Annotated in this window: 18 protein-coding genes, 7 tRNA genes, 3 rRNA genes and 1 riboswitch; of the genes, 2 read left to right on the forward strand and 26 right to left on the reverse strand. The window is 38.8% G+C overall.

Annotation, left to right across the window (positions count from 1 at the left end; genetic code table 11):
* Positions 1-3 precede the first annotated feature (3 nt).
* Positions 4-1,137, forward strand: coding sequence for a hypothetical protein (locus LDX54_RS06515; protein WP_265666553.1), 1,134 nt, complete (start codon positions 4-6; stop codon positions 1,135-1,137).
* A gap of 47 nt (positions 1,138-1,184) precedes the next feature.
* On the opposite strand, the gene LDX54_RS06520 is transcribed toward LDX54_RS06515, so the two are convergent.
* The 12 genes from LDX54_RS06520 to LDX54_RS06575 all read right to left on the reverse strand — a co-directional run bounded on the left by LDX54_RS06520 (position 1,185) and on the right by LDX54_RS06575 (position 12,510).
* Complete coding sequence (locus tag LDX54_RS06520) at positions 1,185-1,931, reverse strand: tyrosine-protein phosphatase (protein WP_265666552.1); 747 nt, start codon at positions 1,929-1,931, stop codon at positions 1,185-1,187.
* 140 nt (positions 1,932-2,071) lie between these two features.
* Complete coding sequence (locus tag LDX54_RS06525; RefSeq protein ID WP_265666551.1) at positions 2,072-3,526, reverse strand: MDR family MFS transporter; 1,455 nt, start codon at positions 3,524-3,526, stop codon at positions 2,072-2,074.
* Between the two features lie 29 nt (positions 3,527-3,555).
* Positions 3,556-4,755, reverse strand: a complete 1,200-nt coding sequence (gene metK, locus LDX54_RS06530) for a methionine adenosyltransferase (protein ID WP_265666550.1) — start codon at positions 4,753-4,755, stop codon at positions 3,556-3,558.
* Positions 4,753-4,833, reverse strand: a riboswitch (SMK box riboswitch). (Overlaps the previous gene by 3 nt.)
* Before the next feature lie 80 nt (positions 4,834-4,913).
* Positions 4,914-4,986: transfer RNA gene (locus LDX54_RS06535), tRNA-Val, on the reverse strand.
* A gap of 4 nt (positions 4,987-4,990) precedes the next feature.
* Positions 4,991-5,062, reverse strand: a tRNA-Glu gene (locus LDX54_RS06540).
* A gap of 123 nt (positions 5,063-5,185) precedes the next feature.
* Positions 5,186-5,258 (reverse strand) — tRNA-Val (locus LDX54_RS06545).
* 216 nt (positions 5,259-5,474) lie between these two features.
* Positions 5,475-6,299: a hypothetical protein gene (locus LDX54_RS06550; RefSeq protein ID WP_265666549.1), complete on the reverse strand. Its 825-nt coding sequence runs from the start codon at positions 6,297-6,299 to the stop codon at positions 5,475-5,477.
* A 22-nt stretch (positions 6,300-6,321) separates the two neighbouring features.
* Positions 6,322-7,695: an FAD-binding oxidoreductase gene (locus tag LDX54_RS06555; protein ID WP_265666548.1), complete on the reverse strand. Its 1,374-nt coding sequence runs from the start codon at positions 7,693-7,695 to the stop codon at positions 6,322-6,324.
* Positions 7,696-7,708: 13 nt separating this feature from the next.
* Positions 7,709-8,644 (reverse strand): hexose kinase, encoded by a 936-nt coding sequence (locus LDX54_RS06560; RefSeq protein WP_265666547.1) that lies wholly within the window; start codon positions 8,642-8,644, stop codon positions 7,709-7,711.
* A 17-nt stretch (positions 8,645-8,661) separates the two neighbouring features.
* Entirely contained in the window at positions 8,662-10,167 is a 1,506-nt protein-coding gene (locus LDX54_RS06565; RefSeq protein ID WP_265666546.1) for an FGGY-family carbohydrate kinase, read from the reverse strand.
* Entirely contained in the window at positions 10,167-11,210 is a 1,044-nt protein-coding gene (locus tag LDX54_RS06570; protein ID WP_198202080.1) for a galactitol-1-phosphate 5-dehydrogenase, read from the reverse strand. The genes LDX54_RS06565 and LDX54_RS06570 overlap by 1 nt, the downstream gene beginning before the upstream one ends.
* A 25-nt stretch (positions 11,211-11,235) precedes the next feature.
* Entirely contained in the window at positions 11,236-12,510 is a 1,275-nt protein-coding gene (locus LDX54_RS06575; protein WP_174795437.1) for a PTS transporter subunit IIC, read from the reverse strand.
* Positions 12,511-12,778: 268 nt separating this feature from the next.
* Here LDX54_RS06575 and LDX54_RS06580 point away from each other — a divergent pair, with 268 nt between their 5' ends.
* Positions 12,779-13,726: a YhfZ family protein gene (locus LDX54_RS06580; RefSeq protein ID WP_198202078.1), complete on the forward strand. Its 948-nt coding sequence runs from the start codon at positions 12,779-12,781 to the stop codon at positions 13,724-13,726.
* A 98-nt stretch (positions 13,727-13,824) separates the two neighbouring features.
* Here LDX54_RS06580 and LDX54_RS06585 read toward each other — a convergent pair.
* From LDX54_RS06585 to ruvB, 14 genes are all read right to left on the reverse strand, one after another.
* Positions 13,825-13,914 (reverse strand) — tRNA-Ser (locus LDX54_RS06585).
* A gap of 7 nt (positions 13,915-13,921) precedes the next feature.
* Positions 13,922-13,994 (reverse strand) — tRNA-Asn (locus tag LDX54_RS06590).
* A gap of 10 nt (positions 13,995-14,004) precedes the next feature.
* Positions 14,005-14,121: ribosomal RNA gene (rrf, locus tag LDX54_RS06595) — 5S ribosomal RNA — on the reverse strand.
* A 72-nt stretch (positions 14,122-14,193) separates the two neighbouring features.
* Positions 14,194-17,099 (reverse strand): 23S ribosomal RNA (locus tag LDX54_RS06600).
* Positions 17,100-17,221: 122 nt separating this feature from the next.
* Positions 17,222-17,294: transfer RNA gene (locus LDX54_RS06605), tRNA-Ala, on the reverse strand.
* A 41-nt stretch (positions 17,295-17,335) separates the two neighbouring features.
* Positions 17,336-17,409 (reverse strand) — tRNA-Ile (locus LDX54_RS06610).
* A gap of 129 nt (positions 17,410-17,538) precedes the next feature.
* Positions 17,539-19,099: ribosomal RNA gene (locus LDX54_RS06615) — 16S ribosomal RNA — on the reverse strand.
* The 16S, 23S and 5S rRNA genes sit together here with 4 tRNA genes alongside, the layout of an rRNA operon.
* 426 nt (positions 19,100-19,525) lie before the next feature.
* The gene (locus LDX54_RS06620; protein WP_046325242.1) at positions 19,526-20,044 is read right to left on the reverse strand and encodes a TetR-like C-terminal domain-containing protein; all 519 of its coding nucleotides are present in this window, start codon (positions 20,042-20,044) and stop codon (positions 19,526-19,528) included.
* Between the two features lie 235 nt (positions 20,045-20,279).
* Positions 20,280-21,635, reverse strand: a complete 1,356-nt coding sequence (locus LDX54_RS06625) for a DEAD/DEAH box helicase (RefSeq protein ID WP_265666545.1) — start codon at positions 21,633-21,635, stop codon at positions 20,280-20,282.
* Positions 21,628-22,584: a bifunctional oligoribonuclease/PAP phosphatase NrnA gene (locus LDX54_RS06630; protein WP_265666544.1), complete on the reverse strand. Its 957-nt coding sequence runs from the start codon at positions 22,582-22,584 to the stop codon at positions 21,628-21,630. Before LDX54_RS06630 ends, LDX54_RS06625 begins: the two co-directional genes overlap by 8 nt.
* Before the next feature lie 50 nt (positions 22,585-22,634).
* On the reverse strand, positions 22,635-23,771 hold the full coding sequence (gene dinB, locus LDX54_RS06635) for a DNA polymerase IV (RefSeq protein WP_265666542.1): 1,137 nt from the start codon (positions 23,769-23,771) through the stop codon (positions 22,635-22,637).
* Positions 23,764-25,212, reverse strand: coding sequence for a glucose-6-phosphate dehydrogenase (zwf, locus tag LDX54_RS06640; protein ID WP_046325246.1), 1,449 nt, complete (start codon positions 25,210-25,212; stop codon positions 23,764-23,766). The genes dinB and zwf overlap by 8 nt, the downstream gene beginning before the upstream one ends.
* Positions 25,213-25,355: 143 nt before the next feature.
* Complete coding sequence (gene yajC, locus LDX54_RS06645; protein WP_265666541.1) at positions 25,356-25,841, reverse strand: preprotein translocase subunit YajC; 486 nt, start codon at positions 25,839-25,841, stop codon at positions 25,356-25,358.
* Positions 25,842-25,912: 71 nt separating this feature from the next.
* Entirely contained in the window at positions 25,913-26,959 is a 1,047-nt protein-coding gene (gene ruvB / locus LDX54_RS06650; RefSeq protein ID WP_265666540.1) for a Holliday junction branch migration DNA helicase RuvB, read from the reverse strand.
* Positions 26,960-26,962 lie beyond the last annotated feature (3 nt).

Genomic DNA, 26,962 nt, shown 5'->3' on the forward strand with positions numbered 1-26,962 from the left:
GCTATGGCCTATTTCGAATTACAATTTAAAAAAGTATTTAAAAATACTTTGACATGGCTAATTTTAAGTATAGTGCTAATATGTGCAGGGTTTATTCTAGGCTATAATGCTTTAAAAGGTGATCAAAATACAATCCGTTACCAAATAAACCAAGATTTAAGCAAGCAGAAACAGTCCCAAGCTAATTTGCCCACGATTAAAAATCAAAATAGAAATGAGCGGCAGATATTAAAAGCCCTAGATAATGAAAATTGGGATCATGCATATGAACTGATGATTCGTCAAAATAACAGGCAAGCAGCGCAAGTCAAAATTGGTGGGGCTGATCTCAGACAAGAAATTAAGCAGAAAAATGCCCGTTTGCATGCTCTAAAGCAAGCCAATTTACCAGAACAAAATGAGCAGCATCCCAAACAAGGTTGGTTATTCTTATTTAAACTTTCGGAAGGTTTTCTGCCTGCAATGATCATCGTCATGCTTTGTTTTATTTTAAGTAATATATTCGCATCAAAGTATGTTGATCATTTAAATCGTGCCGTATTGTTACCAAATAAGCACAGTGTAACTCTAGATATCATTTTAGGATTACTAATTGCTTTTTTACTAACTCTTTTCATCTGTCTTTTAATCTGGGGATTTTGCAGTTTGCTTTTTGGTAGTGGCTCACTCTCTTATCCAATTCAAGGAGTTATTTTGCCAGATAGTTTCAAAAGTACTTATCAGCCACTTTCTGTTTGGCTAAAGCCAGCGCTTATTTTATCTATCTTGGCATGCATTTTCATCGTGATTTTATTACTTCTTTTAGCTCAAATTACCCGTAATCAATTAAGTTGTCTTTTCTTAGCACTATTCATACTGTTAGGTGGTGCAATTTTACCATTTATTTTACAATCAACCTCAGCTATTGGGGGAACTGCCAAAACTGTAGTTGTGCAATACATACCAATGACTTACCTGCTTTCAACTCAGGTGGCAACTGGAAACTTAGCAACCAAATTTAACAACCCGCAGCTGCATTTTGCTTTTGGTTGCAGAGTTCTGATAGTCTCAATTGTCATGCTCACAATCCTTAATTTTTCATGGCCATGGCTTTTAAGGCAGATGAAGAAATTAGGTAAAAATAGTCAAATAAGTTAAAAATAAACGAGTCTGGGAGAAATATTTTTCCCGGGCTCTTTTGTTTTTTACTCTAAATAAATTTGTCTCATTTTAGTTTTAAAATCAAGCGGCAGATCCAACCCTTTAATCAAATAGTTGTCAAAATCACCATAATTTTGCTTAATAGCCTTAAAATATCTTTCTAAATAGGATTTTTGCACAGTTAAAGCCACAGCCACATCTTGTAATTGGGAACTGGTTAATTGGTCTCTTAAGTAGTCCAAAATCGCTTGATTTTCTTGTTTTCTAGCAGTAATTGTTTTTAAGTAATCAGCAAAAATTTGCTCATCACTTACTCCCAGACTTTTCAAAATCAAAGCCGCTGCCACACCCGTACGATCTTTACCAGCAAAACAGTGAAAGGCAGTCGGCACCGGATCATTTATTAGTGTTAGCAAAAACTGGTGATAGCCTTTTTGTGCTGAATTTTGAAGTGCTAATTCTTCATAGGTGGTAAGCATATCCTCTTCAGCTTGATTGTTAGCAGAAATAATTTCATCTACACTTGCCTGATTAACTTGAGCGTCTTTTAAAACATCAATTACAACATAATCTAATCCTGACCACAAGTAATCCGGATATTGTTTTCTTTCTTCCTCACCCCTAAAATCAAAAACTCTCCTAATTTGATATTTATTCTGAACCTGTTCTTTTTGGTAGGCGGTTAGATTATATAGCTGGCCACACCTAAATAAAAGTCCATCTTTGACCTTTCTTCCGTCAGCGCCAACATTTCCACCTAAGGAACGCCAATTTGTAATTTCCCTTGCCATTTTTACTGCTCCCGTTAAATTTTATTTTTAATAGTATTAATTATAATTTTTAAGAAAAGATATTTCTACTGCGGAAGATATTTTTAAGCAAAAAAACCGCTGGACAATTCTTCCAGCGGTATTATTTAAATTTTGTATTATTAATTATTACTATCTGCTTTTTGATAAATACAGTTAAAAATAACGGAGATAATAATTGCAGCAAGTGAAACGCAGTAAACACCTTTTAAGGCGCTAAACAACACTTGTCTTAATTGAGGTACTAAGTTTGCAGCCAGTTCTTGAGCCTTAGCTGACGAAACAATTTTATTCATCATACCTTGTGTCAAGTTGGGATGTTTAGCAAGTTGGTTTGCCACAATGGTATTAAAGGTAATACCAAAAATTGATACCATCATGGTTTGGCCTAAATATCTCATCAAAGTGTTAAAAGAAGTGGCTACACCAATATTTTCTTTAGAAACTAAAACTTGTGAGCGCACCTGTGAAGCAGTTAAAACTCCCCCAAAGGAAAAGCCATTTAAAGTAGCAATTACACAGAATACCCAAAATGGCGTGTGTATCGGCACAATCAGCAACATACAATCTGCCACTAACAACACTGCTAATAAGCCAAAGAAAGTTTTCTTAACACCCCAACGGCTTAACATACCGCCAATTAAAAATGATCCTACAACCCACATTACAGAGCTTGGGGTCACAGCAAAACCGGCGATTGTAGCAGATGTACCATTAATGCCCTGCATCCAAGTTGGAATATAAAATTCGAAGCCAATAACTACGCCGGCGACTAACAGCGTAATCATATTTACAGCTAGGAACTCTCTGCCTTTTAGCATTGATAGTGGCATTATTGGGTCTTCTGCGCGTTTTTCTTCATGATAGAAGATAACAACACTGATAACGATTAAAGCGACTAGAGCGGCTAAAACAAGCGGTTTGATTGTTCCCAAATCTTGCAATGTGAACATCAAAGTCAAAAGTAAAACTATTAACCAAAATGTTCCCTTAATATCAAGTTTTGATTTTTTCTTATTTTTGGGTTCCTTTAGGAAAAAGATAATTAATAGTAATGCAATGATCCCTATTGGCACATTAATATAAAAAACCCAGTGCCACGAAAGGTTTTGCACAATAAAGCCACCTAGTAATGGGGCAATGACTGAAGCTACGCCCCAAAATCCTGAATTGAGGCCTAACATTTTTGTTCTTTTTTCAATACTGTATAAATCAGCAATGATTGTCATAGCGACCGGCTGAACTGCTCCGGAACCCAATCCTTGAATAACACGGAATAAAATCAGTTCAACCATATTTTGAGCTTGGCCGCAAAGTGCAGACCCAATAACAAATAACGCTATTCCAAACAAAAAAATTGGTTTACGTCCAATACTGTCTGCTAATTTGCCATATAAAGGAGTTGATACAGCGGTCATAAACAAAAATATTGAAACAACCCAATTCATAATTTCCAACCCATTTAGATCAGAAACAATTGTCGGCATTGCAGTAGAAACGATCGTACCTTCAATAGCAGTCATAAATGTGGTCATAAAAATCGCAATCATTACTACTCGTACATTTGTTTTCTTCAAAATTACAACTCCCTTACTTATGAAAAAATTTACTTATTTTCGTTAACAAAGTCTAACAATTCTTGAACTTTATCGGTCTTTTCCCATGGTAAATCTATATCTGTCCGGCCAAAATGACCATAAGCTGCAGTTTGCTCGTAAATCGGTCGTCTAAGATTCAGCATTTTTATAATACCGGCTGGACGTAAATCAAAAACTTTACGGACAGCTTTGGTCAATAAGTCATCGCTAACTTTTCCAGTTCCTGCCGTATCGATCATAACTGAAACAGGATGAGCGACACCAATTGCATAAGCCAATTGAACTTCACAACGTTCAGCTAGGCCTGCAGCAACTATATTCTTGGCTACATATCTTGCCGCATAGCTGGCACTACGATCAACTTTTGTTGGATCTTTGCCTGAAAATGCACCGCCACCGTGACGAGCATAGCCGCCGTAAGTATCAACAATAATTTTGCGGCCAGTCAAACCTGAATCACCTTTCGGTCCACCAATAACAAAGCGACCCGACGGATTAATCAAAAACTTGGTCTTTTCGTCCAGGTACTTCTCAGGTATTACTTTTTTTATAACCAGATCAGTCATAGCCTGACGAATTTCCTTGTTAGAAACTTTATCATCGGTTTGAGTAGAAATAACCACAGTATCAACCCGCTTAGGCTTCTGCTTTTCATCATATTCAACCGTTACCTGGGCCTTAGCATCAGGCCTAAGCCATGTTAAAGTGCCATCTTTACGGAGTTTTGCAACTTGCCGCATTAAGCGGTGAGCCAGTGAAATTGGTAAAGGCATTAATTCAGGCGTTTCGTTGATTGCAAAGCCGAACATCAAGCCTTGATCACCTGCACCAATTTGATCTAGCTGATCATTATCAGATTGATTTTCACGTGTTTCAAGTGAATGGTCAACACCTTGAGCTATATCCGGTGATTGTTCATCAATATCAATTAAAACGGCGCAATTATTGCCATCAAAACCAAGCTCAGGTTTATCATAACCAATTCTCAAAACAGTCTTGCGAACAATGCTTTGAATGTCAACATATGCAGTTGTGGAAATTTCTCCAAAAACATAGACAATTCCAGTGTTGACAATAGTCTCGCAAGCAACATGAGCTTGCGGATCCTTGGCAATAATAGCATCCAAAATTGCATCTGAAATCTGATCAGCAACTTTATCTGGATGACCTTCAGAAACTGATTCTGAAGTAAATAAACGTTTTTCCATAATAGTCCCCCTATAGACAATAGCTATTCGGTTACAAGGCATCTCCATTAAAGGATCCTCTCAGGACTTGAACCGATTTTTTTACTCTTCGTTCTATATTTTTATATATTATATTGATAATAAAAAAGGCTACCGCATGTTCGGTAGCCATAGAACGATGGAGGATACAGGGCTCGAACCTGTGACCTCCTGCTTGTAAGGCAAATGCTCTCCCAGCTGAGCTAATCCTCCAAAGTGACCCGTACGGGATTTGAACCCATGTTACCGCCGTGAAAGGGCGATGTCTTAACCACTTGACCAACGGGTCATTGTTCTGAATCAAAGCACATTCAATAGTATACCTATTCTGAAAGAAAATGCAAGGATTCAATTTATTAGTTAAATCAATAAATAATGGCGGCGCGAACTTCCCTTCACACCACCATTATTATGGAGGATACAGGGCTCGAACCTGTGACCTCCTGCTTGTAAGGCAGATGCTCTCCCAGCTGAGCTAATCCTCCATTTGTTGTTGTCTCTCGACCACTTCTAATAATTTAGCATAAGTTCCTTTTTATGTCTACACTTTTTTTGAAAAAATTCTAGATTAACCTAATAGAAGCTATTTCTAACAAAAAAGCTGAAAAAATAACTATGCATGTTATTCTTCAGCTTCTTTAATTAAATATAGAGTTAAAGTTTAATACTAAAAGTATTTAATAAATAAAATTTCTAAGTAGTTAACATTGTTGGTGGACAATTTTTCTAAAGCGTCTTAAAGCAGCTACAGGATCTTTTGACTGATATATGTTACGGCCAAATACTATTCCTGCCGTTCCTGCACTAACAGCAGCTTCAGCCATTTTATCAGCTTCAGATTCAGCAATCTTCGAGCCGCCGGCTACCATTAATGGTGCGGTAGAAATTTCTTGCAATTCTTGCAATTGTTCTGGCGTATCTGGATATTTGACCTTAATAAAATCAGCACCAATTTCTGCGGCCATACGAGTATTGATTTTCATTAAATCAAATTTCATAGTCCCGTCTTCATCTTTTTCTTTATTTTTAATTGTTCTAGGTTCAATAATATGCAAGAGCCCGTATTTTTGACAAAGCTCATTTACTTCAAAGTTGCGTTTCATTTCTCTGGCTTCAACCTCAGGATTATCTTGTCCAATGTAAAGATAAGTCATTACACCTATTGCTCCACTTGAAAGGACGCGTTCAATCGAAGTAATTGATTCAGCAACTCCTTCGTCATAACCAACTTGATTTTTTGATCTTGAAACATTTTGCCAATCATATAATGCAATCATCTCAGGCGCATTTTTCCCAGTAAACAGTTGTTGGCATGCGGGAAGAAATCCCATTGGCATCAAAATTGCATCTGCTTCTCTTAAAGTTTCATTTTGCCTTTTTATTTCTTCTTTTGTAGCCATTCCTGGATTGGGTCCGATTAAAATACCATGTGCATACGCTACCATTACACATCGCTTTGATTTAGGATTCAAGAAGCGACTTAGTCTCAATTCTTTACCAATTTGATTTGTGCATTTAATTACCATAAAATTCTCCTTTTTATAATGACTATTCTTTTTCGTCATTTTTTAAATTTAAAATACCTGGATTAAACATCCCTTTGGGATCAAAGCTTGATTTTATTTTTTTCAATAAATCAAAAGAGACTGGACCCACTTCTTCATTGAACCATGGCAACCTCTGACGTCCAATTCCGTGATGGTGGGCACCAGAACCACCAACTTCATGAACTGAATCCATCACAATTTTCCAAATTTCATTATACTTAGCTAAAGTATCAGCTGCATCTTTACCAGTAGCAAAAATAATAAAATATATATTAGCTCCACTTGGATAACAGTGAGAACAATGTGCCCATAATTTATCTACCTTATTTTCCAATCTCTCTGAAACAAGATGAAACATTTTTGGTAGCATTGTCCAATTTCCTGATACCTCAATTGCATCTGCAATCTTTGTATTACTATCATTTCCTTCTTTGAGCCATGCAGCATTATAGCGATCCCGCTCCCAATTGTTTCCTATTGATGCTCCTAAATCATGACCCGTTCTTTTCTTAGCGGTAATTAAAACTTGTTTTAATACTTCTGGTACAACTGTCTTCGCACCAACCAAGCCTATAATCATCAAAACTTTATTTGATTGATAGTTAATTGTTGAATATAAATTTTGTGCTTCAGCAGGATTATAGATACGTACTACTGCTGGCACTATATCTCTACGATAAAATTCACGCGCCGTAAAAATTGCATCCTCAATTGAATCAAACTCAATACCTCTAAATTCTTTAGTTTCAGGTATTTTCCAGATCTTTAAAGTAACTTTAGTAATTATTCCAAGTGTTCCTTCGGAGCCAACGAAAAGATTAGGAATATAAGGGCCTGTTGCTGAACGAGGAATATTTCTATTAACAAATATTTCACCATTTGGAAGAACTACTTCCAAGCTTTGTACAATATTTTCAATATTGCCATATTTACTACTAAAAGTTCCAGCAGATTTGGTTGCAACCAATCCACCAATACTAGCTAAATACAATGATTGTGGATAATGTCCCAATGTATAGCCCTTTTTATTTAAATACTTTTCGATTTCGCCACCTAAAGTTCCAGCATATGCTGTCACTAAATGGTTATTTTCGTCAAAATTGATAATTCCCTTCAGCTCTTGCATATCTACTGTTAATGATGGTTGCTCAGGAACTATCCCACCTAAAACTCCAGAAGCTCCGCCATATGTTACAATTGCCAGCTTGTGCTCAGAAGCATATTTAACAGCTTGTTTAATTTCATCAACTGATTTTGGAAAGACAATTCCCGCAGGCAAATGATTATCTATTTGCTCTTCAGTCCACTTCATTGAAGCCGGCCACCAATCTTTAATATGTTTCCTTTTTTCAGCTTTATCTGTTATTAAATCCATTTTTATTTCCTTTTTAAACTCTATTTATAGTAATATTATTTTTAATCGCATCTAATTCATCAAGCTTTAAGTGTCCTGGATGTTCATCAAGAGCATTTAAAACGCCATATGCCATTGACCGTAAAAGAATTTTTTCGGTTGATTCATTTTGATCTATACCAAGTGCCAAGCCAGCGACTACCGAATCACCGGACCCAATGGCATTAATTGCATTAATTTTTGGTACCTTAATCTCATAAAAACATTCACGATGTTTTACAAGAGCACCTTCAGACCCTAAAGTTAAAACAATCCATTCTATTCCGTTAAAGAGTGGCATAGACAAATATTTTTTTAAAACACCCATATCCTTAACTTCAACTTTTCGGTTTATCAAGCTTTCCAATTCGTGTTCGTTAGGCTTGATTAGCATTGGTTTTATTGAACTTGAAATACTAGCTTTTAAAGCTGAACCGGAAGTATCAAGTAATAGTTTTTTTCCCTCGTTTACAGCAACTTCAGTTAATTTACTATAATAATCATGATTTAATCCTTGCGGTAAACTACCTGAAACGACTATTGTGTCAAAATCGTTAATAATCTCATGATAAAAGTTAAGAAAATTCGTGCAAGTTTCTGATGATAATTTTGGACCTGCTTCTAAAATTTCAGTTTGTAATTTACCAGTAATTATAGAAATATTATTTCTTGACTCTTGGTCTATTTCAAAAAAGTGATGTTTAATTTCTTGTTCATTTAAGCGACTTTTAATAAAACTACCAGTAGTTCCGCCAATAATTCCAGTTGCTACAGCTTTATTACCAACTTGATTTAAAACACGAGTAACATTTAGACCTTTACCACCTGCAGTTTTTGTAATATTTAAGGCTCGATTTGTCTTCCCTAATTGAAATTTATCAAGTAGATATGTAATATCAACCGAAGCATTTAGTGTCACAGTTAAAATCAATTTGTATTCGCCTCATGTCATTTCATCAAGCCTTTCAGGCTTTCATACAATTTTAAGTACTTTGCAAAGCCTTTATTATAGGTTTCTAAATTATTTTTATTGGGCTTATATACTTTTTGAATTCTCACTGTTTTTGCTCTAGCCTCTTCATAATCTTTATACACATGGACACCAACACCAGCTAAAATTGCTGCTCCTAAAGTAGTGGCAGTATCAGATGAAGGAACACGAATTATTTTTCCAGTTACATCAGCTTTTATTTGTGTCAATATAGTAGAGTTAGCTGAGCCACCCATTGCCCACAGCTCTTTTACCTTAGCACCTAATTGTTCGGCAATAACTAAATTGTGCCTTAGTGAGTATGCAATTCCTTCTTGCGAAGCCCTAATAATATTAGATCTGGTCTTAGTAAAATCTAAGCCATAGTAAACACCTTTAGCATATGGATTCCAAATAGGTGAGCGTTCACCTTTCATGTACGGTAAGAATATTACTCCTTCCGAACCTGCAGGAACTCGTGCAGACAATTGATCCATTTCATAGTATGTGCTAGTACCGTGATAATGTGCATTAGACTTTTCTTCAAAACAAAAATTGTTTTTTACCCAATCAATGACACCACCGCCACCAACAGTGCCTCCTTGAAGGAGCCAGTGACCTGGAACAACGTGATAACCCATGATTAGCCGTGGATCTGCAATATATTTATTTAAGCAAATGCTCATTCCTTCAGCTTGACCGCCTTGCTCTTGTGTTTCCCCATTTGAAATAACTCCTGTGCCTAAAGCACCACAGGCGGCATCGACACCTCCAGCAACAACGGGTATCCCTTCTGCCATCCATGTTTCAGCTGATGCTTTACTGGAAACGTGGCCTACAACTTCATCGCTATTGTAAATTGAAGGAAAAATGGTAGAAGGAATACCGAACGCGTCACACATTTCCTCACTCCATTCACCTTTTTTCATATCAAAGCAATGTAAACCATACCCCTGTGAAATATCTTGAGTTATTTTACCTGTCAATTTATAAACTATATAACTATTAGATTGAAGCACTTTATAAACTCTTTTAAATATTTCTTGATGGTTTTCTTTTAACCATAACAGTTTAGGTAAACTGTAGGTGGGTTGAAATGGATTACCACTGACTTCAAATATTTTTTCCTCTCCAATTTCTTCTTTTACACGATTACAAAGATCTGTAGCTCTTGTATCCATCCAAATTGGGTTATTAAAAATGACTTTTCCATTACAATCAATTGGTATCATTGACCAACCCTGACCATCTACGCCAATTCCCTGAATAGTAACATCTACCATTTTTTTATTACTTACAATTTTCTTAGTAGCTTCGCAAACAGCATGCCACCATTCTTCAGGCTTCTGTTCAACCCAACCTTCATCAGGATAATAAGTGGGGTACTTTTCACTAACAGAAATAATAACTTTACCATCAATAGTAAAAGCAGTTAACTTACAACTTGATGTTCCTATATCAATTCCTAAAAGTGCATCTGTCATTATTCTTCACCCCCTATTTGGTATAAAACTTTAATATTAGCTGAATCTTTCTTAGTTAGATCATAGAAAGGCTTTGCCCCGTCTTCTAACGAATAAGTTGCCGTTATCATCTGATCTAAATTAATTAATCGCCGTTTTAATAAGCTAATTGCTGCTGGCCATTTATAGCCTGGAAATGGCGCTGAATATGACATCATTGAACCAGTAACTAACAATTCTTTACGAAAAATTTCTTCAAATTCATTTGCCTTAAAGGTAACATCATGGGTACTAGTTCCAACATATACTACCCTTCCTCTTTTTTTAGTTACTAATATGGCTTGCACTTGTGTAATTGGATTGCCTATTGCCTCAAAAGTAATTGTAGGGCATTCATGATCATTAAAATAATCAATCAAATTTGTCTTTGACGAATTTATAGTAATGTCAGCTCCTAATTTATGAGCAAAATCCAATTTTTTATCATTAATATCGATCATAATAATTTTCCCCAAACCTTCTGCCCTTAAAGCGGTTAAGATCATCAGACCGATAGTTCCTGCGCCAAATATAACTGCAGTTTCATTAACTTTTAGCGAAAATCTTTGTGTTGCGCTCAGTCCAATCGTAAAGGGTTCAACTAAAGCTGCTGTTTTAAGACTTACGTTGCTCGGTAATTTAATAATATTTGTTTCTGGAACAGCCACGTATTCAGCTAAAGCTCCTGGTTGATGAGAACCTATAAAGCCATAATTTTCACATAATTCTGGATATCCCGCTAAACAATATTCACATGAACCACATACCGTCAAAGGTGCAGCAGTGACTCTTTCCCCTTTTTTTAAACTCTGAACATTTTTACCTATTTTTACTATTGTTCCTGAAAATTCATGCCCCAATATTTGAGGAAATTGGTGAACTGCTCCTTGAAAGTAGCGCGGTAAATCTGAGCCACATATACCACAAAAAGCAACTTTAATTAAAACTTCATTATCTTTAATTTGGGGTGGCTCAATTTCATTAAGAACCATTTTCTCTTTATCAACAATTTGTAAAGCCTTCATATTTTTAACCTCTTACTTAAAACTTCTAGTTTCCAAATCCTAATAATTTCGAAAAGTATACAACAATCCACATCAATAAATTTCCACCTTCATCCCAGCAACTAACTAACGTTTTTCCACCAACAACTCCATTAAGAACGTGAGTCATCTGCGCAGCTTGAGTTGTAAGTGGAGCTAGTTGAGTTGCAGCTATAGTTGTTAAACTTATCCAAATAGTTGTCAAAATGACGTTATAAACAATATTTCCTTTGGTATATGGAGCCATTCCGCCAATCCAATATGGTAAAGCGGCTAAGCTTGCAACTGGAAGAAAATTGTTACCTGGTAAGAAAGCACAAAGAAATATTGCAATTGGATACATAATAACTACTGTTGACATTACAGATGGATCTTTTAATAACATTACTGGATCAACAGCAATATTTAATTTTCTTCCTTGGAAACGATCTTTCATAAAAGTAGACAAATTAGTGGTAATCGGTAAAATCCCATCTGCAACAAATTGAAGCATAGCCGGTAAAATTACAAGCACAGCTGCTAATTTTATTGCTAATTGTATAGTCGAGGCGACACCTATTCCTGCAATTAAACCGATTACTGCTCCTAATAATGCACCAACTACACTGTTTTCACCAAAAATACCAAATTTCTTTTTGATATCAGAAGAAGAAGCTTTTATTTTATTTAACCCAGGTATAATGTTTATAATTTTCATCATAAAAAAGGCAAAAGTTGCAGGAAATGTTGCTGATGGCGCAGGAATAGTTACGCCTTCAAGTTTATTAAATTCCTGAAACTTTTTGGCATGAAAATCAGCTAAAAACATTGAAATTACAAGAGTAACAATCCCAGCAATAATGCCTAACAATAAATTTTTAGTGAAAGCCCAAAACATAACACCCAGAGCCGAGCCATGCCAAATATTCCACATGTCTACCCACAAAGTGTTAGTAAGTTTTAAAGTTACTAAAATAATATTCACAACGACAATTCCTAAAATTATCCAAGGAACTCCTGGCCATCCCCAGGCAGCAGTAACACTACCGTATCCAATGTCAACTACTGAAAAGTTTGCATGTAGTCTTATAGACAAAGCCTTAGTTACTGGTTGCATAGCCTGAACCGAAAAATCAGTTATCAAGTTCAAACCCGTTAATCCAATTCCAATTAATAATGAGCTTGTTAGACTTTTCGCAAAACCAGCTTTGCACACTAATCCAATAATTAGCATAACAATTGGAACAAAATACGTTCCTCCAAGACCAATAAACCAATCAATGGCTCCCTTTAATATATTCACTTAATTACCCCCTTTACAAGACATATTTACAATACAAGAATAAATCTAAATTACTTTTGTTCAAATACATAATACAGTATTTTGTATAATTAATCAAACAAATATTAAAAATATTATTTTAGAAGTACTACTCTAATAGATAATTTGTTTTTTTAAAGACATTCACTATTCGGTGTATAATGATATTTAATAATGTTCAACTCTAAATTTATGATTTCAATATTATTTTTAGTTGGAAATATCAGATTATTAAATAAAAATTGATAGTATGGGAGCGATTAATATATTTTCGAGTAAGACTGCACACACTCAACAAAAGCTTGCTGAAATACTTTTATCCTGCAAGATAGGAGATAAAATACCGACTTTTAGTTTTCTTCATGACGAATTAAAGGTTGGTACTGGGACTATTCAAAGTGCACTTAAGGATTTTGAGCAAGAGAAAATCATTAAACTAAAGGCTCAACCACATTATGGAACGATTTTGATTTCTAAAGATATCAAAAAGCTATGGGGATTTTTGCCAAATCGTCATCTTGTGGGATTATTTCCTGAACCGCTTAGCCTAGAAATGCGGGGATTAGCCATGGGGATCAGGGAAGCATTAAACGATTTAAATATACCACTTGTTATAGTATATGGGTATGGTTCAGCTATTAGATTTGATCGTATTCTAAGTAAGAAGTCAAAAGAAGATTTTGTTGTTTCTTCACTTGCCTCTGCTAAAGATAGAAAAGAAATTAGTCCAAAGTTAAAAATAGCATTAAAATTCAACAGCCATACTTTTTATAAGAAAGATGGATTGCTATTACTGGAAAAACAAGGAATAGAAAATAGACTTGTATCAAACATAAGAGTGGGTTTAGATGATAGCTCCTATGATCAATCTATACTCACTAAAGAAATATATCCAAACGCTGAATACATACCAGTAAAATATTCCAATGTACCTTTTGAAATTTTAAACCAAAATATTGATTGTGCAGTTTGGCACCGCACTCAAAATGAAAAGTATTTACAAAAAACTTCAATAGATTCAATCAAGATTCAACAAAAGTTACTCAAAAATGTTAGTCTTGAAGAAATTTCAAAAGCTGTAATTAGTGTTAATTCAGATAACTGCTTAATTATTGAACTTTTACGCAATATCAATGTTGAAAAAATTCAGTACTTTCAAAAGCAAGTCGTCGAAGGTAAAATCGATGCGCTTTTCTAGAGTTGATTTTAAAAACAGTTTTTTATACATATAAAATTTTAATTTAAAAAATTAGCGAAAAAAGACCCTGTAGTTATTTATGACTACAGGGTTTCTTACGGAGTGTGAGAGATTTGAACTCTCGATACAGGATTAACCCATATACATGATTTCCAATCATGCTCCTTAAGCCACTCGGACAACACTCCAAATTAACTCCGGCTGTCAGACTCGAACTGACGACATCTTGATTAACAGTCAAGCGCTCTACCAACTGAGCTAAGCCGGAATACTAAAAAGCACGGCAGCGTCCTACCCTCGCAGGCAGTCTCCCACCAACTACTCTCGGCGTGAAGAAGCTTAACTGCTGTGTTCGGCATGGTTACAGGTGTTTCCTTCTTGCTCTTGCCACCGTACTTTTTCCTTGTGAGCTTTTACACTCAAAACTAAATATAATCCGCTAAAAAAACCTTGATTGCCTTTAAGCTTTGGTCAAGTCCTCGACTGATTAGTACTGGTCCGCTCCAAGCCTCACGGCTCTTCCACTCCCAGCCTATCTACCTCTTAGTCTTTGAGGTGTCTTACTACTTGCGTATGGGAAATCTCATCTTGAGGGGGCTTCGCACTTAGATGCTTTCAGCGCTTATCCCGGCCATACTTAGCTACCCAGCGATGCCTTTGGCAAGACAACTGGTACACCAGCGGTATGTCCATCCCGATCCTCTCGTACTAAGGACAGCTCCTCGCAAATTTCCTACGCCCACGACGGATAGGGATCGAACTGTCTCACGACGTTCTGAACCCAGCTCGCGTGCCGCTTTAATGGGCGAACAGCCCAACCCTTGGAATCGACTTCAGCCCCAGGATGCGACGAGCCGACATCGAGGTGCCAAACCTCCCCGTCGATGTGAACTCTTGGGGAGATAAGCCTGTTATCCCCAGGGTAGCTTTTATCCGTTGAGTGATGGCTCTTCCATACGGTACCACCAGATCACTAAGCCCGACTTTCGTCCCTGCTCGAGTTGTCGCTCTCGCAGTCAAGCTCCCTTATACCTTTGCACTCTGTGAATGATTTCCAACCATTCTGAGGGAACCTTTGGGCGCCTCCGTTACACTTTAGGAGGCGACCGCCCCAGTCAAACTGCCCGTCTGACACTGTCCCATGCCTCGCTTAGAGGCTCTGGTTAGAGCAGCCATCAAACAAGGGTAGTATCCCAACATTGCCTCTGATAACACTGGCGTGCTATCTTCTCCGGCTCCTACCTATCCTGTACATGTTTAACAGCTGCCCAATATCAAATTGCAGTAAAGCTCCATGGGGTCTTTCCGTCCTGTCGCGGGTAACCCGCATCTTCACGGGTATTATAATTTCACCGAGTCTCTCGTTGAGACAGTGCCCAAATCATTACACCTTTCGTGCAGGTCGGAACTTACCCGACAAGGAATTTCGCTACCTTAGGATCGATTATAGTTACGGCCGCCGTTTACTGGGGCTTCAGTTCGCTGCTTCGCTTACGCTTACAGCTCTCCTTAACCTTCCAGCACCGGGCAGGTGTCAGCCCCTATACGTCGTCTTACGACTTAGCAGAGACCTGTGTTTTTGATAAACAGTTGTTTGAGCCTATTCACTGCGGCTGGCTTTACACCAGCACCCCTTCTCCCGAAGTTACGGGGCGATTTTGCCGAGTTCCTTAACGAGAGTTCTCTCGCTCACCTGAGTGTTCTCCACTCGACTACCTGTGTCGGTTTGCGGTACGGGTACCTATCTTCTCACTAGAAGCTTTTCTTGGCAGTGTGACGCTTGAACCTTCGCTACTCTAATTTCGCTCCTCATCACGCCTTGTGCTTATCAGTAACAAGCATTTGACTCATTACCACACTTGACGCTTAAACATGGCTTCCAGCGCCATGCGTTCTTTGCCTCCTGCGTCCCTCCTTCGCTGTTAACGAAGATAAGCAGTACAGGAATCTCTACCTGTTCTCCATCGACTACGCCTTTCGGCCTTGCCTTAGGTCCCGACTTACCCTGGGCGGACGAGCCTGCCCCAGGAAACCTTAGTCTTTCGGCGGATAGGATTCTCACCTATCTTGCGCTACTCATACCGGCATTCTCACTTCTAAACGCTCCATTTATCTTCACAGTTAAACTTCGCCGCATTTAGAACGCTCTCCTACCACGTGCATTACTGCACATCCACAGTTTCGGTACTATGCTTAGCCCCGGTAAATTTTCGGCGCAGCGTCACTCGACTAGTGAGCTATTACGCACTCTTTTAATGATGGCTGCTTCTGAGCCAACATCCTAGTTGTCTACGCAACTCCACATCCTTTTCCACTTAGCATAGATTTGGGGACCTTAACTGGTGATCTGGGCTGTTTCCCTTTCGACTACGGATCTTATCACTCGCAGTCTGACTCCAGTGCCTTGATCGCTGGAATTCGCAGTTTATCTGAATTCAGTAACCCCTGACGGCTCTTCGTCCAAACAGAGCTCTACCTCCATGATCATTTCTAGCACCAGGCTAGCCCTAAAGCTATTTCGGAGAGAACCAGCTATCTCCAAGTTCGTTTGGAATTTCACCGCTACCCACAACTCATCCCCGCAATTTTTAACTTACGTGGGTTCGATCCTCCAGTGCGCTTTACCGCACCTTCAACCTGGTCATGGGTAGGTCACTTGGTTTCGGGTCTACATCAACTAACTACTGCGCCCTCTTCAGACTCGCTTTCGCTCCGGCTCCGTCTTTTCTGACTTAACCTCGCTAATTAACGTAACTCGCCGGTTCATTCTACAAAAGGCACGCCATTACCCCTTAATGGGCTTTGACTATTTGTAGGCACACGGTTTCAGGTTCTCTTTCACTCCCCTCCCGGGGTTCTTTTCACCTTTCCCTCACGGTACTGGTTCACTATCGGTCACAATGTAGTATTTAGCCTTGCGAGATGGTCCTCGCTGCTTCAATCAGGATTCCTCGTGTCCCGACCTACTCAGGATCCTGCTCGGCGCGCTTGGGATTTCGCTTACGGGGCTCTCACCCTCTCTGGCTTACCTTCCCAGGTAATTCTGCTATCCTTTGCGCTGCCTTGTCGCAGTCCTACAACCCCAAATGATAAATCATCTGGTTTGGGCTCTTTCCGCTTCGCTCGCCGCTACTAGGGAAATCGATTTTTCTTTCTCTTCCTGCAGCTACTTAGATGTTTCAGTTCACTGCGTCTTGCCCCAGGTGGCTATTGATTCACCACCTGGTAATGCATCTGCATGCATTGGGTTCCCCATTCGGATATCTCCGGATCTTTGCGTACTTACTGCTCCCCGAAGCCTTTCGTGGTTCGTCACGTCCTTCTTCGCCTCATTGTGCCTAGGCATTCACCGTGCGCCCTTCTTTACTTGACCTTACTCAAGATACTCTCTCGGTCGCTCTTTAGCAATCTGTTCTCTTTTGATTGTTTCTCGGTTTTTCTTGGATTATATTCAGTTTTCAATGTACTAACTCATTGGATCTGTCTCAGATCCAATGGAGGCTAACGGGTTCGAACCGATGACCTCCTGCTTGCAAAGCAGGTGCTCTCCCAACTGAGCTAAGCCCCCAATGTCTTTTCTAGACACGCTGCTTTTCTTATACTTGCCTATGGGCCTAAATGGACTTGAACCATCGACCTCACGCTTATCAGGCGTGCGCTCTAACCAGCTGAGCTATAGGCCCGTATCTAGCGTATCTTTTCCTTTTTCTGAGGTACTACCCTCAAAACTAAACAATGTCTTCCCTACTCATGTGCCTTTGCCGGACTTCTCTTAGTATTTCTACTCTCCGTCTCGGCTCCCTTTTCCTTAGAAAGGAGGTGATCCAGCCGCAGGTTCTCCTACGGCTACCTTGTTACGACTTCACCCTAATCATCTGTCCTGCCTTAGACGGCTGACTCCTTTGCAGGTTATCCCACCGGCTTTGGGCATTACAGACTCTCATGGTGTGACGGGCGGTGTGTACAAGGCTGGGAACGTATTCACCGCGGCGTGCTGATCCGCGATTACTAGCGATTCCAGCTTCATGCACTCGAGTTGCAGAGTGCAATCCGAACTGAAATTAGCTTTCAGAGATTCGCTTGCCTTTGCAGGTTCGCTGCTCGTTGTACTAACCATTGTAGCACGTGTGTAGCCCAGGTCATAAGGGGCATGATGACTTGACGTCGTCCCCACCTTCCTCCGGTTTGTCACCGGCAGTCTCATTAGAGTGCCCAACTTAATGCTGGCAACTAATAATAAGGGTTGCGCTCGTTGCGGGACTTAACCCAACATCTCACGACACGAGCTGACGACAGCCATGCACCACCTGTCTTAGTGTTCCCGAAGGAAACATCCTATCTCTAGGACTGGCACTAGATGTCAAGACCTGGTAAGGTTCTTCGCGTTGCTTCGAATTAAACCACATGCTCCACCGCTTGTGCGCCTCGTCAATTCCTTTGAGTTTTAACCTTGCGGTCGTACTCCCCAGGCGGAGTGCTTAATGCGTTAGCTGCAGCACTGAGAGGCGGAAACCTCCCAACACTTAGCACTCATCGTTTACGGCATGGACTACCAGGGTATCTAATCCTGTTCGCTACCCATGCTTTCGAACCTCAGCGTCAGTTACAGACCAGAGAGCCGCCTTCGCCACTGGTGTTCTTCCATATATCTACGCATTCCACCGCTACACATGGAGTTCCACTCTCCTCTTCTGCACTCAAGAAACATAGTTTCAGCTGCAGTTCCCCAGTTAAGCTGGGGGCTTTCACAGCTGACTTATCTTCCCGCCTGCGTTCGCTTTACGCCCAATAAATCCGGACAACGCTTGCCACCTACGTATTACCGCGGCTGCTGGCACGTAGTTAGCCGTGACTTTCTGGTTGATTACCGTCAAACAAAGATCAGTTGCTTTCCTTGTCCTTCTTCACCAACAACAGAGCTTTACGATCCGAAAACCTTCTTCACTCACGCGGCGTTGCTCCATCAGACTTGCGTCCATTGTGGAAGATTCCCTACTGCTGCCTCCCGTAGGAGTTTCGAGCCGTGTCTCAGTCCCAATGTGGCCGGTCAGTCTCTCAACTCGGCTATGCATCATCGCCTTGGTAGGCCGTTACCTTACCAACTAGCTAATGCACCGCGCCCATCCTTTAGTGACAGCTCGAAAGCCGCCTTTCTCAGCTTGAGCATGCGCTCTTGCTGCTTATTTGGTATTAGCACCTGTTTCCAAGTGGTATCCCAAGCTAAAGGGCAGGTTGCCCACGTGTTACTCACCCATCCGCCGCTCGCGCTTCTGACTTCCTACCGAAGTATTCCGTCAAAATTGCTCGCTCGACTTGCATGTATTAGGCACGCCGCCAGCGTTCGTCCTGAGCCAGGATCAAACTCTCATTTTTTAAATGTTTGTTTGAATGTTTGCTCATTCGTTCCAAGATTCGCATCTCGGATTTATTTGCTTGCGAAATTGACTTCGCTCTTTTGTTTTGGGTTCTTTAAACCCGCACATTTTTGCGAAAACATTGTTCAGTTTTCAAGGTACTACCTGCTGCTAAAGCAGCTTTTTTATTTTGCCAGATTCAAGCACTTTTGTCAAGCACTTTTTTCTGACTCATTTTTGCCGTCTTACCGGACAGCGTTTATTATCTTACTAAAACAATTGTCTTTTGTCAACTGCTTTTGCTTGATTTTTAACGCTGTCTTCGTGCTCTTGCCTTGCGGCTCATTGCCCGACGACAGTTATTAATACTAGCAAGTATTTTCCTTTTTTGCAAGTCTTTTTTGCAAAAAATTATTATTACCAGTAAAACACTAGCAAAAGGGGCTTATTCAGTCCGTCTTATTGTTTGCTCTATATGTGTTAGTAACAAATGAATACTTTGATAAACATCCCTAATATCATGCCTGCATTCGTCAACAACCCAATTGAATATAATAGCGTATATTCCATTTGCTACCAGTTCAACTTTACGCACCGAAAACGGTCCTCTAGGTCGCATATAATTCTCTATGGCTAAAGCATATTCTTTTCTTAACACGCGATAAAATAATGGCGGATCCTTGGCAATTCTGTGCAAGTTGCCATAAAAAGTCTTATTTTCCTTAATTTTTTTCAACATGCGATAAAACATTCGATCCATTGATTCATTGCCCACACTGCGTAAGGCTCGTCTGGTTTGCAAAGTTAAGACTGAAGTAAATAAATCACAAATATTACTGTATCTTCTATAAAAAGCGCCACGGTTAATGTCTAATTTCTGACAAAATTTAGTAACAGTATACTTTTCCACGCTGTATCTTGATAGCTCAAAAACAAGAACTTCCTCAGTTTTTGTCAATTTCATTTTCATCGCTCCTACTTATGGTGCCATAAGTATAGCAATAATGGTTATGACAAGCAATACTTTCTTTGAAAATAATGGCGTTATTTTTAAAGACTAACAGTATTATTAAAACAAAATCCATTCTTTGTATTTTGCAAAGCAAAATAAAACGACTAATTTGGATTAAAACCAGAAATTAGTCGTTTGCATCAATCATTTGAATCAAACTAAATGTAGTTTATTTTTAGAATTAAGATTAATTGTTACGCTTCATTTTTCTTTGGCGCTTTGCCTTACGAATTTTACTACGTTGCTCAATTTTATTCTTTTGCGCTTTATCTAGTTGGATAGCACGCTTAATCTTTTTCTTATAGCCAGGCTTACGTTTCTTTTGGGCTTTCTTCACCAAGCCACGCATCTTATTATCAAGACTTTGAGAAGACGACTGCCTTGTTTTACGGCTATGATAATGTTTACGTGGTACTAGAGCCCCATTTTTTAATTCCACAAAATCGAAATGGACTCCCATATTTTCTAATTTAAAAATCTGATCCATTTCTTCTTCACGAATTAGAGTAATGGCGTGACCACTCATACCGTTGCGACCGGTTCGACCAATACGATGAATTACGAATTCTAATTCACGCGGAATTTCATAGTTAATGACTAGACTAACACCTGCAATATCAATCCCCCGCGCGGCCAAGTCAGTGGCTACGACATATTGAAATTGTCCAGCTTCTACTTCTCTCATGGTTCTTTTTCGTTCACGTTCAGTAATGCCGCCATGAATTTTAGCAACTCTTAACCCTTGTTTAATAAGAAACTCAGTTAATTCATCTACCGTTTGCTTGGTATTAGCAAAAATAAGTGCTAAATAAGGCTGACCAATTGTTAGTAACTGATATAGTATTTTCTTTCGATTTTTAGATCCGACATCAAGTAAATCATTTTTTACTGTTGGCGAAATAACTGTAGGATTATCTACAATAATGGTTTCTGGTTTAGCCATATACTTGCGTAAAAAGTTAGCTAATTTAACAGGAATTGTGGCAGAAAAAGCTGTTAAAACACAATTTTGAGGCAATCTCTGCGCAATAAAGTCAATTTCACCCAAGAAACCCATATCTAAAGTCATGTCAGCTTCATCAATGACAAAATTTGTGACATAGTCTAATGGTAAAATCTTTTTGGCAACAAAATCATGAAGCCTACCAGGAGTAGCTATGATAATTTGTGGTTTGTGCCTACCTATTTTTTCAAGTTGGCGTTCCCGATCAGTGCCTCCTGCCAATTGGGCAACCGAAATATTTAATCCGGCAGCATCCCTTAATTGACGAGTCACTTGATATAATTGCTGAGCAAGTTCTCTGCTAGGAGTAGTCAAAATTGCTTGTGGATACGGCAGTTTTTCATTGATTTCATTCATTACAGGGATTAAGAAAGCATGAGTTTTACCCGATCCCGTAACTGCCTGTACTACAGCATTTTTGTGTGCCAGTAAAACAGGTATTACTTTTTCCTGCACCTCAGTCGGTTTAACAAAGTTTATTTTTTTCAGACCTTGTCTTAGTGCTGGACTTAACTTATCGTTTTCAAAAATGTTATTCATGTTCCTCTTGATATTCCTTGGTTACTTGAACTAATTCCGCAAATATTTGCTTCACTTCAGCTATATCTTTAGCATTAGCTCCACTTGCCAATGCGTGGCCACCACCATCATGTTTAGCTGCAAGCTCGTTGATTACTGGACCCTTTGAACGGTAATGAACCCTATAAGTGCCGTCAGACTTTTCCACAAAGACATTCCAGGCAATGATATCCTTAATTCTTCCAGGAGTAGAAACCGTGCATGAAGCTTGTTCCGAATTTACACCCAATTTATGCAGAGTATCTTGAGATAAAACAGCATAGGCAGCACCACAGGAATCAACTTTCATATATTCCAAAACGACGGCCTGTAATTTTGCCTGTTCAAAGGTAACGTCACTAATGTTGCGAGCAATTTCATTAATATTAATTCCAGTTGCTGCCAGTTTAGCAACTATTTTAAAAGTATGGTCAGTTGTTTCAGGATACATAAATCTACCTGTATCACCAACAATACCGGCATAAAGAGGGTAGGCCACTTCTGCAGTCAATGGCATTTTTTCAGTAATAATGAAATCAGCAATGATTTGTGACGCAGCAGGTGCATGATCATCAACATAACTCATATCTGCATATGGTTCAACATCCGGATGATGGTCAATTTTAATCAGAAAATCACCCTTATTATATAATTTGTTAGAAATGCGGGCAGTATTTCCTGTATCAGTGGTGATTACCAAGGCTCCTTGATAATCCTTTTCAGTCACCTGATCCATACGATTGATCCAAGCGAGATCACCCTCATCATTTTCTCCGGCACATAGGATCTTCTTACTTGGAAACTGCAGTTTTAAAGAACGTGCAAGTCCAGCCTGAGAGCCTAGAGCATCAGGGTCAGGACTGGTATGACGATGCAATATAATCGTGTCATATTGCGTAATTTTTTGGTATATCTCTGTAAAAGTACTCATATCTATTCTCCTTCTTAATTTTAGCCGTTTTACTTTAACAAAATTTTTTCTTATTGAGAAAATAATTCTAAATCCATATTTTCATAATCAGCCTCTGTAAAATCTGTAGCTGTTACCCCCAAAAGCCTGATACCATCATTTAAAAACGAGCTAGAAATGGGCTCAAAAAGATCTTTAGCTGCGTCATATAATTCTAATGGATTATTAGTAGCATGTTCAAGCTTGCGCCTTTTCGTAACAGTCTTAAAATTACTATTGCGAATTTTTAAGACAACCGTATTGGCATAAAAATTGCGTTCAATTAACTTGTCAGCTAAATCATTAACATAGTTGCGCAAATTGGTAAGAGCGGTCTGTTCATTGTATACACTGGGTTCATACGAGCGTTCAATCCCAATAGACTTGCGATTACGCTCATCATCAGGAATTACCCGCGACAAATCAATGCCATTTGCATGTTCCGCCATTAAATAACCCATGCGGTTGAAATGTTTTATTAAATCACGAACGTGCATTTTTTGCAACCCACGTCCCGTGTAGACACCCATTTCAGCTAACTTAGCTTGCGTCTTAGGCCCAATACCATGAAACTGAGCAATTTTTTGTATGGCTAAAAATTCTTTAGCTTCTTGGGGCAAAATAATAGTTCGACCAAAAGGCTTCGAATATTCGGAACCCATTTTTGCTAAAAATTTGTTATAGGTCACGCCGAAAGAACAATTTAAACCTATTTCTTTTTTTATTTTTACCTGCAGATCAATCGCGATTTGCAAAGCAGAAGTTAATCCCAGCTTATTTTCAGTAACATCTAAATATGCTTCATCCAGTGCAATAGACTGAACATTGTCAGTAATTTCATACATCAACTGATGAATTTCAGCAGAAACACTATGATACTTTTTAAAATCAGGGCTCTTAAATACCAGTTTATCCGGCGGTATGAGCTTTAAAGCCTTAATTGATGGCATAGCTGAATGGACGCCATACTGACGTGCAATATAATTTGCCGTGGCAACAACGCCGTGGCCATGATGATTTCTGGGATCTTGACCAATTACAAGCGCCTTATCTTTTAGTTCAGGATGATCACGTGTTTCAACTGCAGCATAGAAAGCATCCATATCAAGGTGAATAATCTTTCTGTGAGTGTCATTTTGTGGTAAAAGACCGTCATCAAAGTTACTCATAAATCCAGCGCTCGGTAGCTGATTCGAAAATTTTATTTGCTGATTTTGGACCCATTCTGTACGGCAAGTATTGTTCTGGCTCTTGACCATTTTCATTTTCTTTTTGCCATGTTTCTTCTACATGGTCAATAAATTTCCAATAATTCTTTAATTCACTCCAATGAGTAAAGTTGGTTGAATCATTAACAAAAACATCATGCAGTAAACGCTCATAGCCATCTGGTACCTGTTTTTGGTCTTCACTTGTAAAGCCGTAGCTTAGATTTTCCCTGCGAATTCCGGGTTCATTAATTTTTTTACCATTAATAGTAATAAAAATTTGCATCTGTGGATCTATTATAATTGATATGTTGTTTGAATGAGCTTTACCGTATTGATTAGACATGTGTTTTAAAACAATATCAATCCTATTTTTCTTTTCCCGCATTTCTTTGCCGGTTCTAAAATAAATTGGCAAATCAGCAAGAGGACCCTTTTTAAATTTAACCTCTCCAGCAACGAAAGTTTCTGTATTTGAATCGGCAGCAACGTTTGGTTCTTGCCGATACCCAAAGGTAACATCACTACCCAAATATTGCCCCCGCACAAAATGACGCGCAATCTCGTCTTCTGTCGGAATTACCATACTGTCTAAAAGTTTTTGCTTAGCCTCATGAATACTTTGCGAGGTCAAATCCTTTGGCTCCGGCATTGCTAGAAGGGTAATAATCTGAAAAATATGATTTTGCACCATATCACGTAAAGCGCCTGAAGTTTCATAATAGCCGCCACGAGCCTCGACTCCCAGCTGTTCTGCTAAAGTGACCTGAACATTTTTGATATTCTGATTATTCCATATATTTTTAATTAGAGGATTAGTTAACCTCATAGGCAGAATGTTTTGAATCATTTCTTTACCTAAATAATGATCAATCCTAAAAATATCATCCTCAGCAAAGGAAGCAGTAATCTGCTTATTTAATTCTTCTGCACTTGCCAGATCTCTTCCAAAGGGTTTTTCAACAACAATACGTTTAAAGCCGGTACTAGTCAAATGTTGATCTTTAATATGTTCAGCGATTGTGCCAAAGAACTTGGGAGCCATTGCCATATAAAAGATACGATTTCCCTGCGCACTATAACGATCATCTAATTCTTGTGCCAAATTCTTCAGAGTTTCATAGTGTTCAATGTTGGTTACATCGTGTGACTGATAATAAAAATGACTGGCAAAAGCAACTAAATCATTTTCGTTTACTTCAGCATGCGTTTCGTGCACAGCATCGCATATTTGCTGGCGTAAAAAATCATGTGACCATGGTCGCCGAGCCGTTGCAATTACGGCAAAATTATCGTGAATTAGGCCCTGTTCATATAAATTAAAAAGTGCAGGATACAGCTTTCTATGCGCTAAATCACCACTACCACCAAAGATAATCATAATTACTGGAATGTTATTCATGAAAAAATCCTTTCTCATACCTTTTTACACTAACATCATTTTATACTATTTTGCCGTTAAACTCGCGCCTTGAGCAATATTTACTTTTTAAGCTAAATAAATTTTACTAACAAAAAAGTGCCCCTAAGGCACTTAAGATTGTTTTAATTTTCTTTTGATCCATCATCTGGAGTTCCATCAGCTGCATCAGCTGGTTTGGCTGCAGCTGGCTTTTCTGCAGGAGCAGCAGGTTTTTGCTCTTCTTTTGAAGCTTGAGCAGGTTCACTTTTTGCTGGCTTTTCAGCGTCATCAGAAGTTGATGGTGTTGGTGCAGGCTCAGCACTTGCCGTATTAGCTGGTAAAATTTGTTGTACTGCCATTCGACTAAATGTTAAGTAAATGCCATCAGCATCCAACACAACCGTTTTATCCTTGGTATTTACTGAATCAATTTTGCCGTGAAGACCGTCAATCATAATGACATTGTCACCTTTTTTCAATTGGTTCATCATTTCCATTTTCTTTTGTTGTTGCTTTTTTTGTGGCTTAATCATGATAAAGTACATAAAAGCAATCAAAACTACAAAAACTATGATTGTCCACATACTACTACCTGCACCATTCGCTTGTGCTAAAAATAAATTATTCACTTTTACACTCCTCAAATTAAAATTAATTATTGTCTAAATATTTATTATACAGAAAATAACGAACAATTGCATTACTTGTTTGGCAGCGGCAGGCCTAAATGAACATAAGCCTTCTCTGTCACCATTCTGCCTCTGGGTGTCATTAATAAAAACCCGTTTTGCATTAAATATGGTTCATAAAGGGATTCAATTGTCTCCACGTCCTCGCCAGTATTAGCAGCTAAAGTTCTAATACCTACTGGTCCACCATGATAATTTTCAATAATTACCCGTAAAATTTTGCGATCTGTTTGATTTAGTCCTTCTTCATCAACCTGCAATTGTTGAAGAGAACTTGCTGTGGTTGCAAAAGAAATTACTTTTTCTCCTTTCACCTGGGCAAAATCCCTTACTCGTCTTAATAGCCGATTAGCTACTCTGGGAGTTCCCCGTGATCTGCGAGCTAATTCGTGTGCTGCCTGGGGTTCAATTTCAATACTGAAAACTTTGCTGGAACGAGAAATTATTTTTTCAAGTTCTTCAACCGTATAATATTGCAAATGCTCAACTATACCAAATCGGTCACGTAAAGGAGCTGACAGCTGGCCAGCCAAAGTAGTAGCACCAACAAGCGTGAATGGGGGCAAGGGAACGTGAACGGCGTGAGTAGTTTGTCCTTCTCCAATTACAATATCAACATAATAATCTTCCATCGCTGAATACAGGACTTCTTCAATAGGCTTGGCAAGACGATGAATTTCATCTATAAATAAAATATCTCCAGGATCGAGATCAGTTAAAAGGGCAACCAAATCGCCCGCTTTTTCTATCGCCGGGCCACTTGTACTTTTTAAATGCACACCAAGTTCGTTAGCTATCACAAAAGCTAATGTCGTTTTACCCAGTCCAGGAGGGCCATACAATAACACATGGTCTAGAGCCTCATCCCTTTTTTGAGCAGCTTTAATATAAACTGCCATTTCTTTTTTAACGCGTTTTTGACCCAGGTACTCATTTAATGACTGGGGTCGTAAAGAAAACTCAGCTTGTTCTTCTTCTTGGCCTTGAACTTCTCCAGAAACAATATTATTTTTATCTTCTGTCACCTGTTTCACTTCCCTTTTAAATGTCATTTTCATTAT

Source organism: Lactobacillus sp. IBH004, from assembly GCF_026185255.2.
Lineage (GTDB): Bacteria > Bacillota > Bacilli > Lactobacillales > Lactobacillaceae > Lactobacillus > Lactobacillus melliventris.

Excerpts from the sequence above, each read along its gene's own strand:
- LDX54_RS06515 (WP_265666553.1), top strand. The coding sequence starts at position 4 with ATGGCCTATTTCGAATTACAATTTAAAAAAGTATTTAAAAATACTTTG.
- LDX54_RS06520 (WP_265666552.1), bottom strand. The coding sequence starts at position 1,931 with ATGGCAAGGGAAATTACAAATTGGCGTTCCTTAGGTGGAAATGTTGGC.
- metK (WP_265666550.1), bottom strand. The coding sequence starts at position 4,755 with ATGGAAAAACGTTTATTTACTTCAGAATCAGTTTCTGAAGGTCATCCA.
- LDX54_RS06550 (WP_265666549.1), bottom strand. The coding sequence starts at position 6,299 with ATGGTAATTAAATGCACAAATCAAATTGGTAAAGAATTGAGACTAAGT.
- LDX54_RS06555 (WP_265666548.1), bottom strand. The coding sequence starts at position 7,695 with ATGGATTTAATAACAGATAAAGCTGAAAAAAGGAAACATATTAAAGAT.
- LDX54_RS06565 (WP_265666546.1), bottom strand. The coding sequence starts at position 10,167 with ATGACAGATGCACTTTTAGGAATTGATATAGGAACATCAAGTTGTAAG.
- LDX54_RS06570 (WP_198202080.1), bottom strand. The coding sequence starts at position 11,210 with ATGAAGGCTTTACAAATTGTTGATAAAGAGAAAATGGTTCTTAATGAA.
- LDX54_RS06580 (WP_198202078.1), top strand. The coding sequence starts at position 12,779 with ATGGGAGCGATTAATATATTTTCGAGTAAGACTGCACACACTCAACAA.
- LDX54_RS06620 (WP_046325242.1), bottom strand. The coding sequence starts at position 20,044 with ATGAAATTGACAAAAACTGAGGAAGTTCTTGTTTTTGAGCTATCAAGA.
- LDX54_RS06625 (WP_265666545.1), bottom strand. The coding sequence starts at position 21,635 with ATGAATAACATTTTTGAAAACGATAAGTTAAGTCCAGCACTAAGACAA.
- LDX54_RS06630 (WP_265666544.1), bottom strand. The coding sequence starts at position 22,584 with ATGAGTACTTTTACAGAGATATACCAAAAAATTACGCAATATGACACG.
- dinB (WP_265666542.1), bottom strand. The coding sequence starts at position 23,771 with ATGAGTAACTTTGATGACGGTCTTTTACCACAAAATGACACTCACAGA.
- zwf (WP_046325246.1), bottom strand. The coding sequence starts at position 25,212 with ATGAATAACATTCCAGTAATTATGATTATCTTTGGTGGTAGTGGTGAT.
- ruvB (WP_265666540.1), bottom strand. The coding sequence starts at position 26,959 with ATGAAAATGACATTTAAAAGGGAAGTGAAACAGGTGACAGAAGATAAA.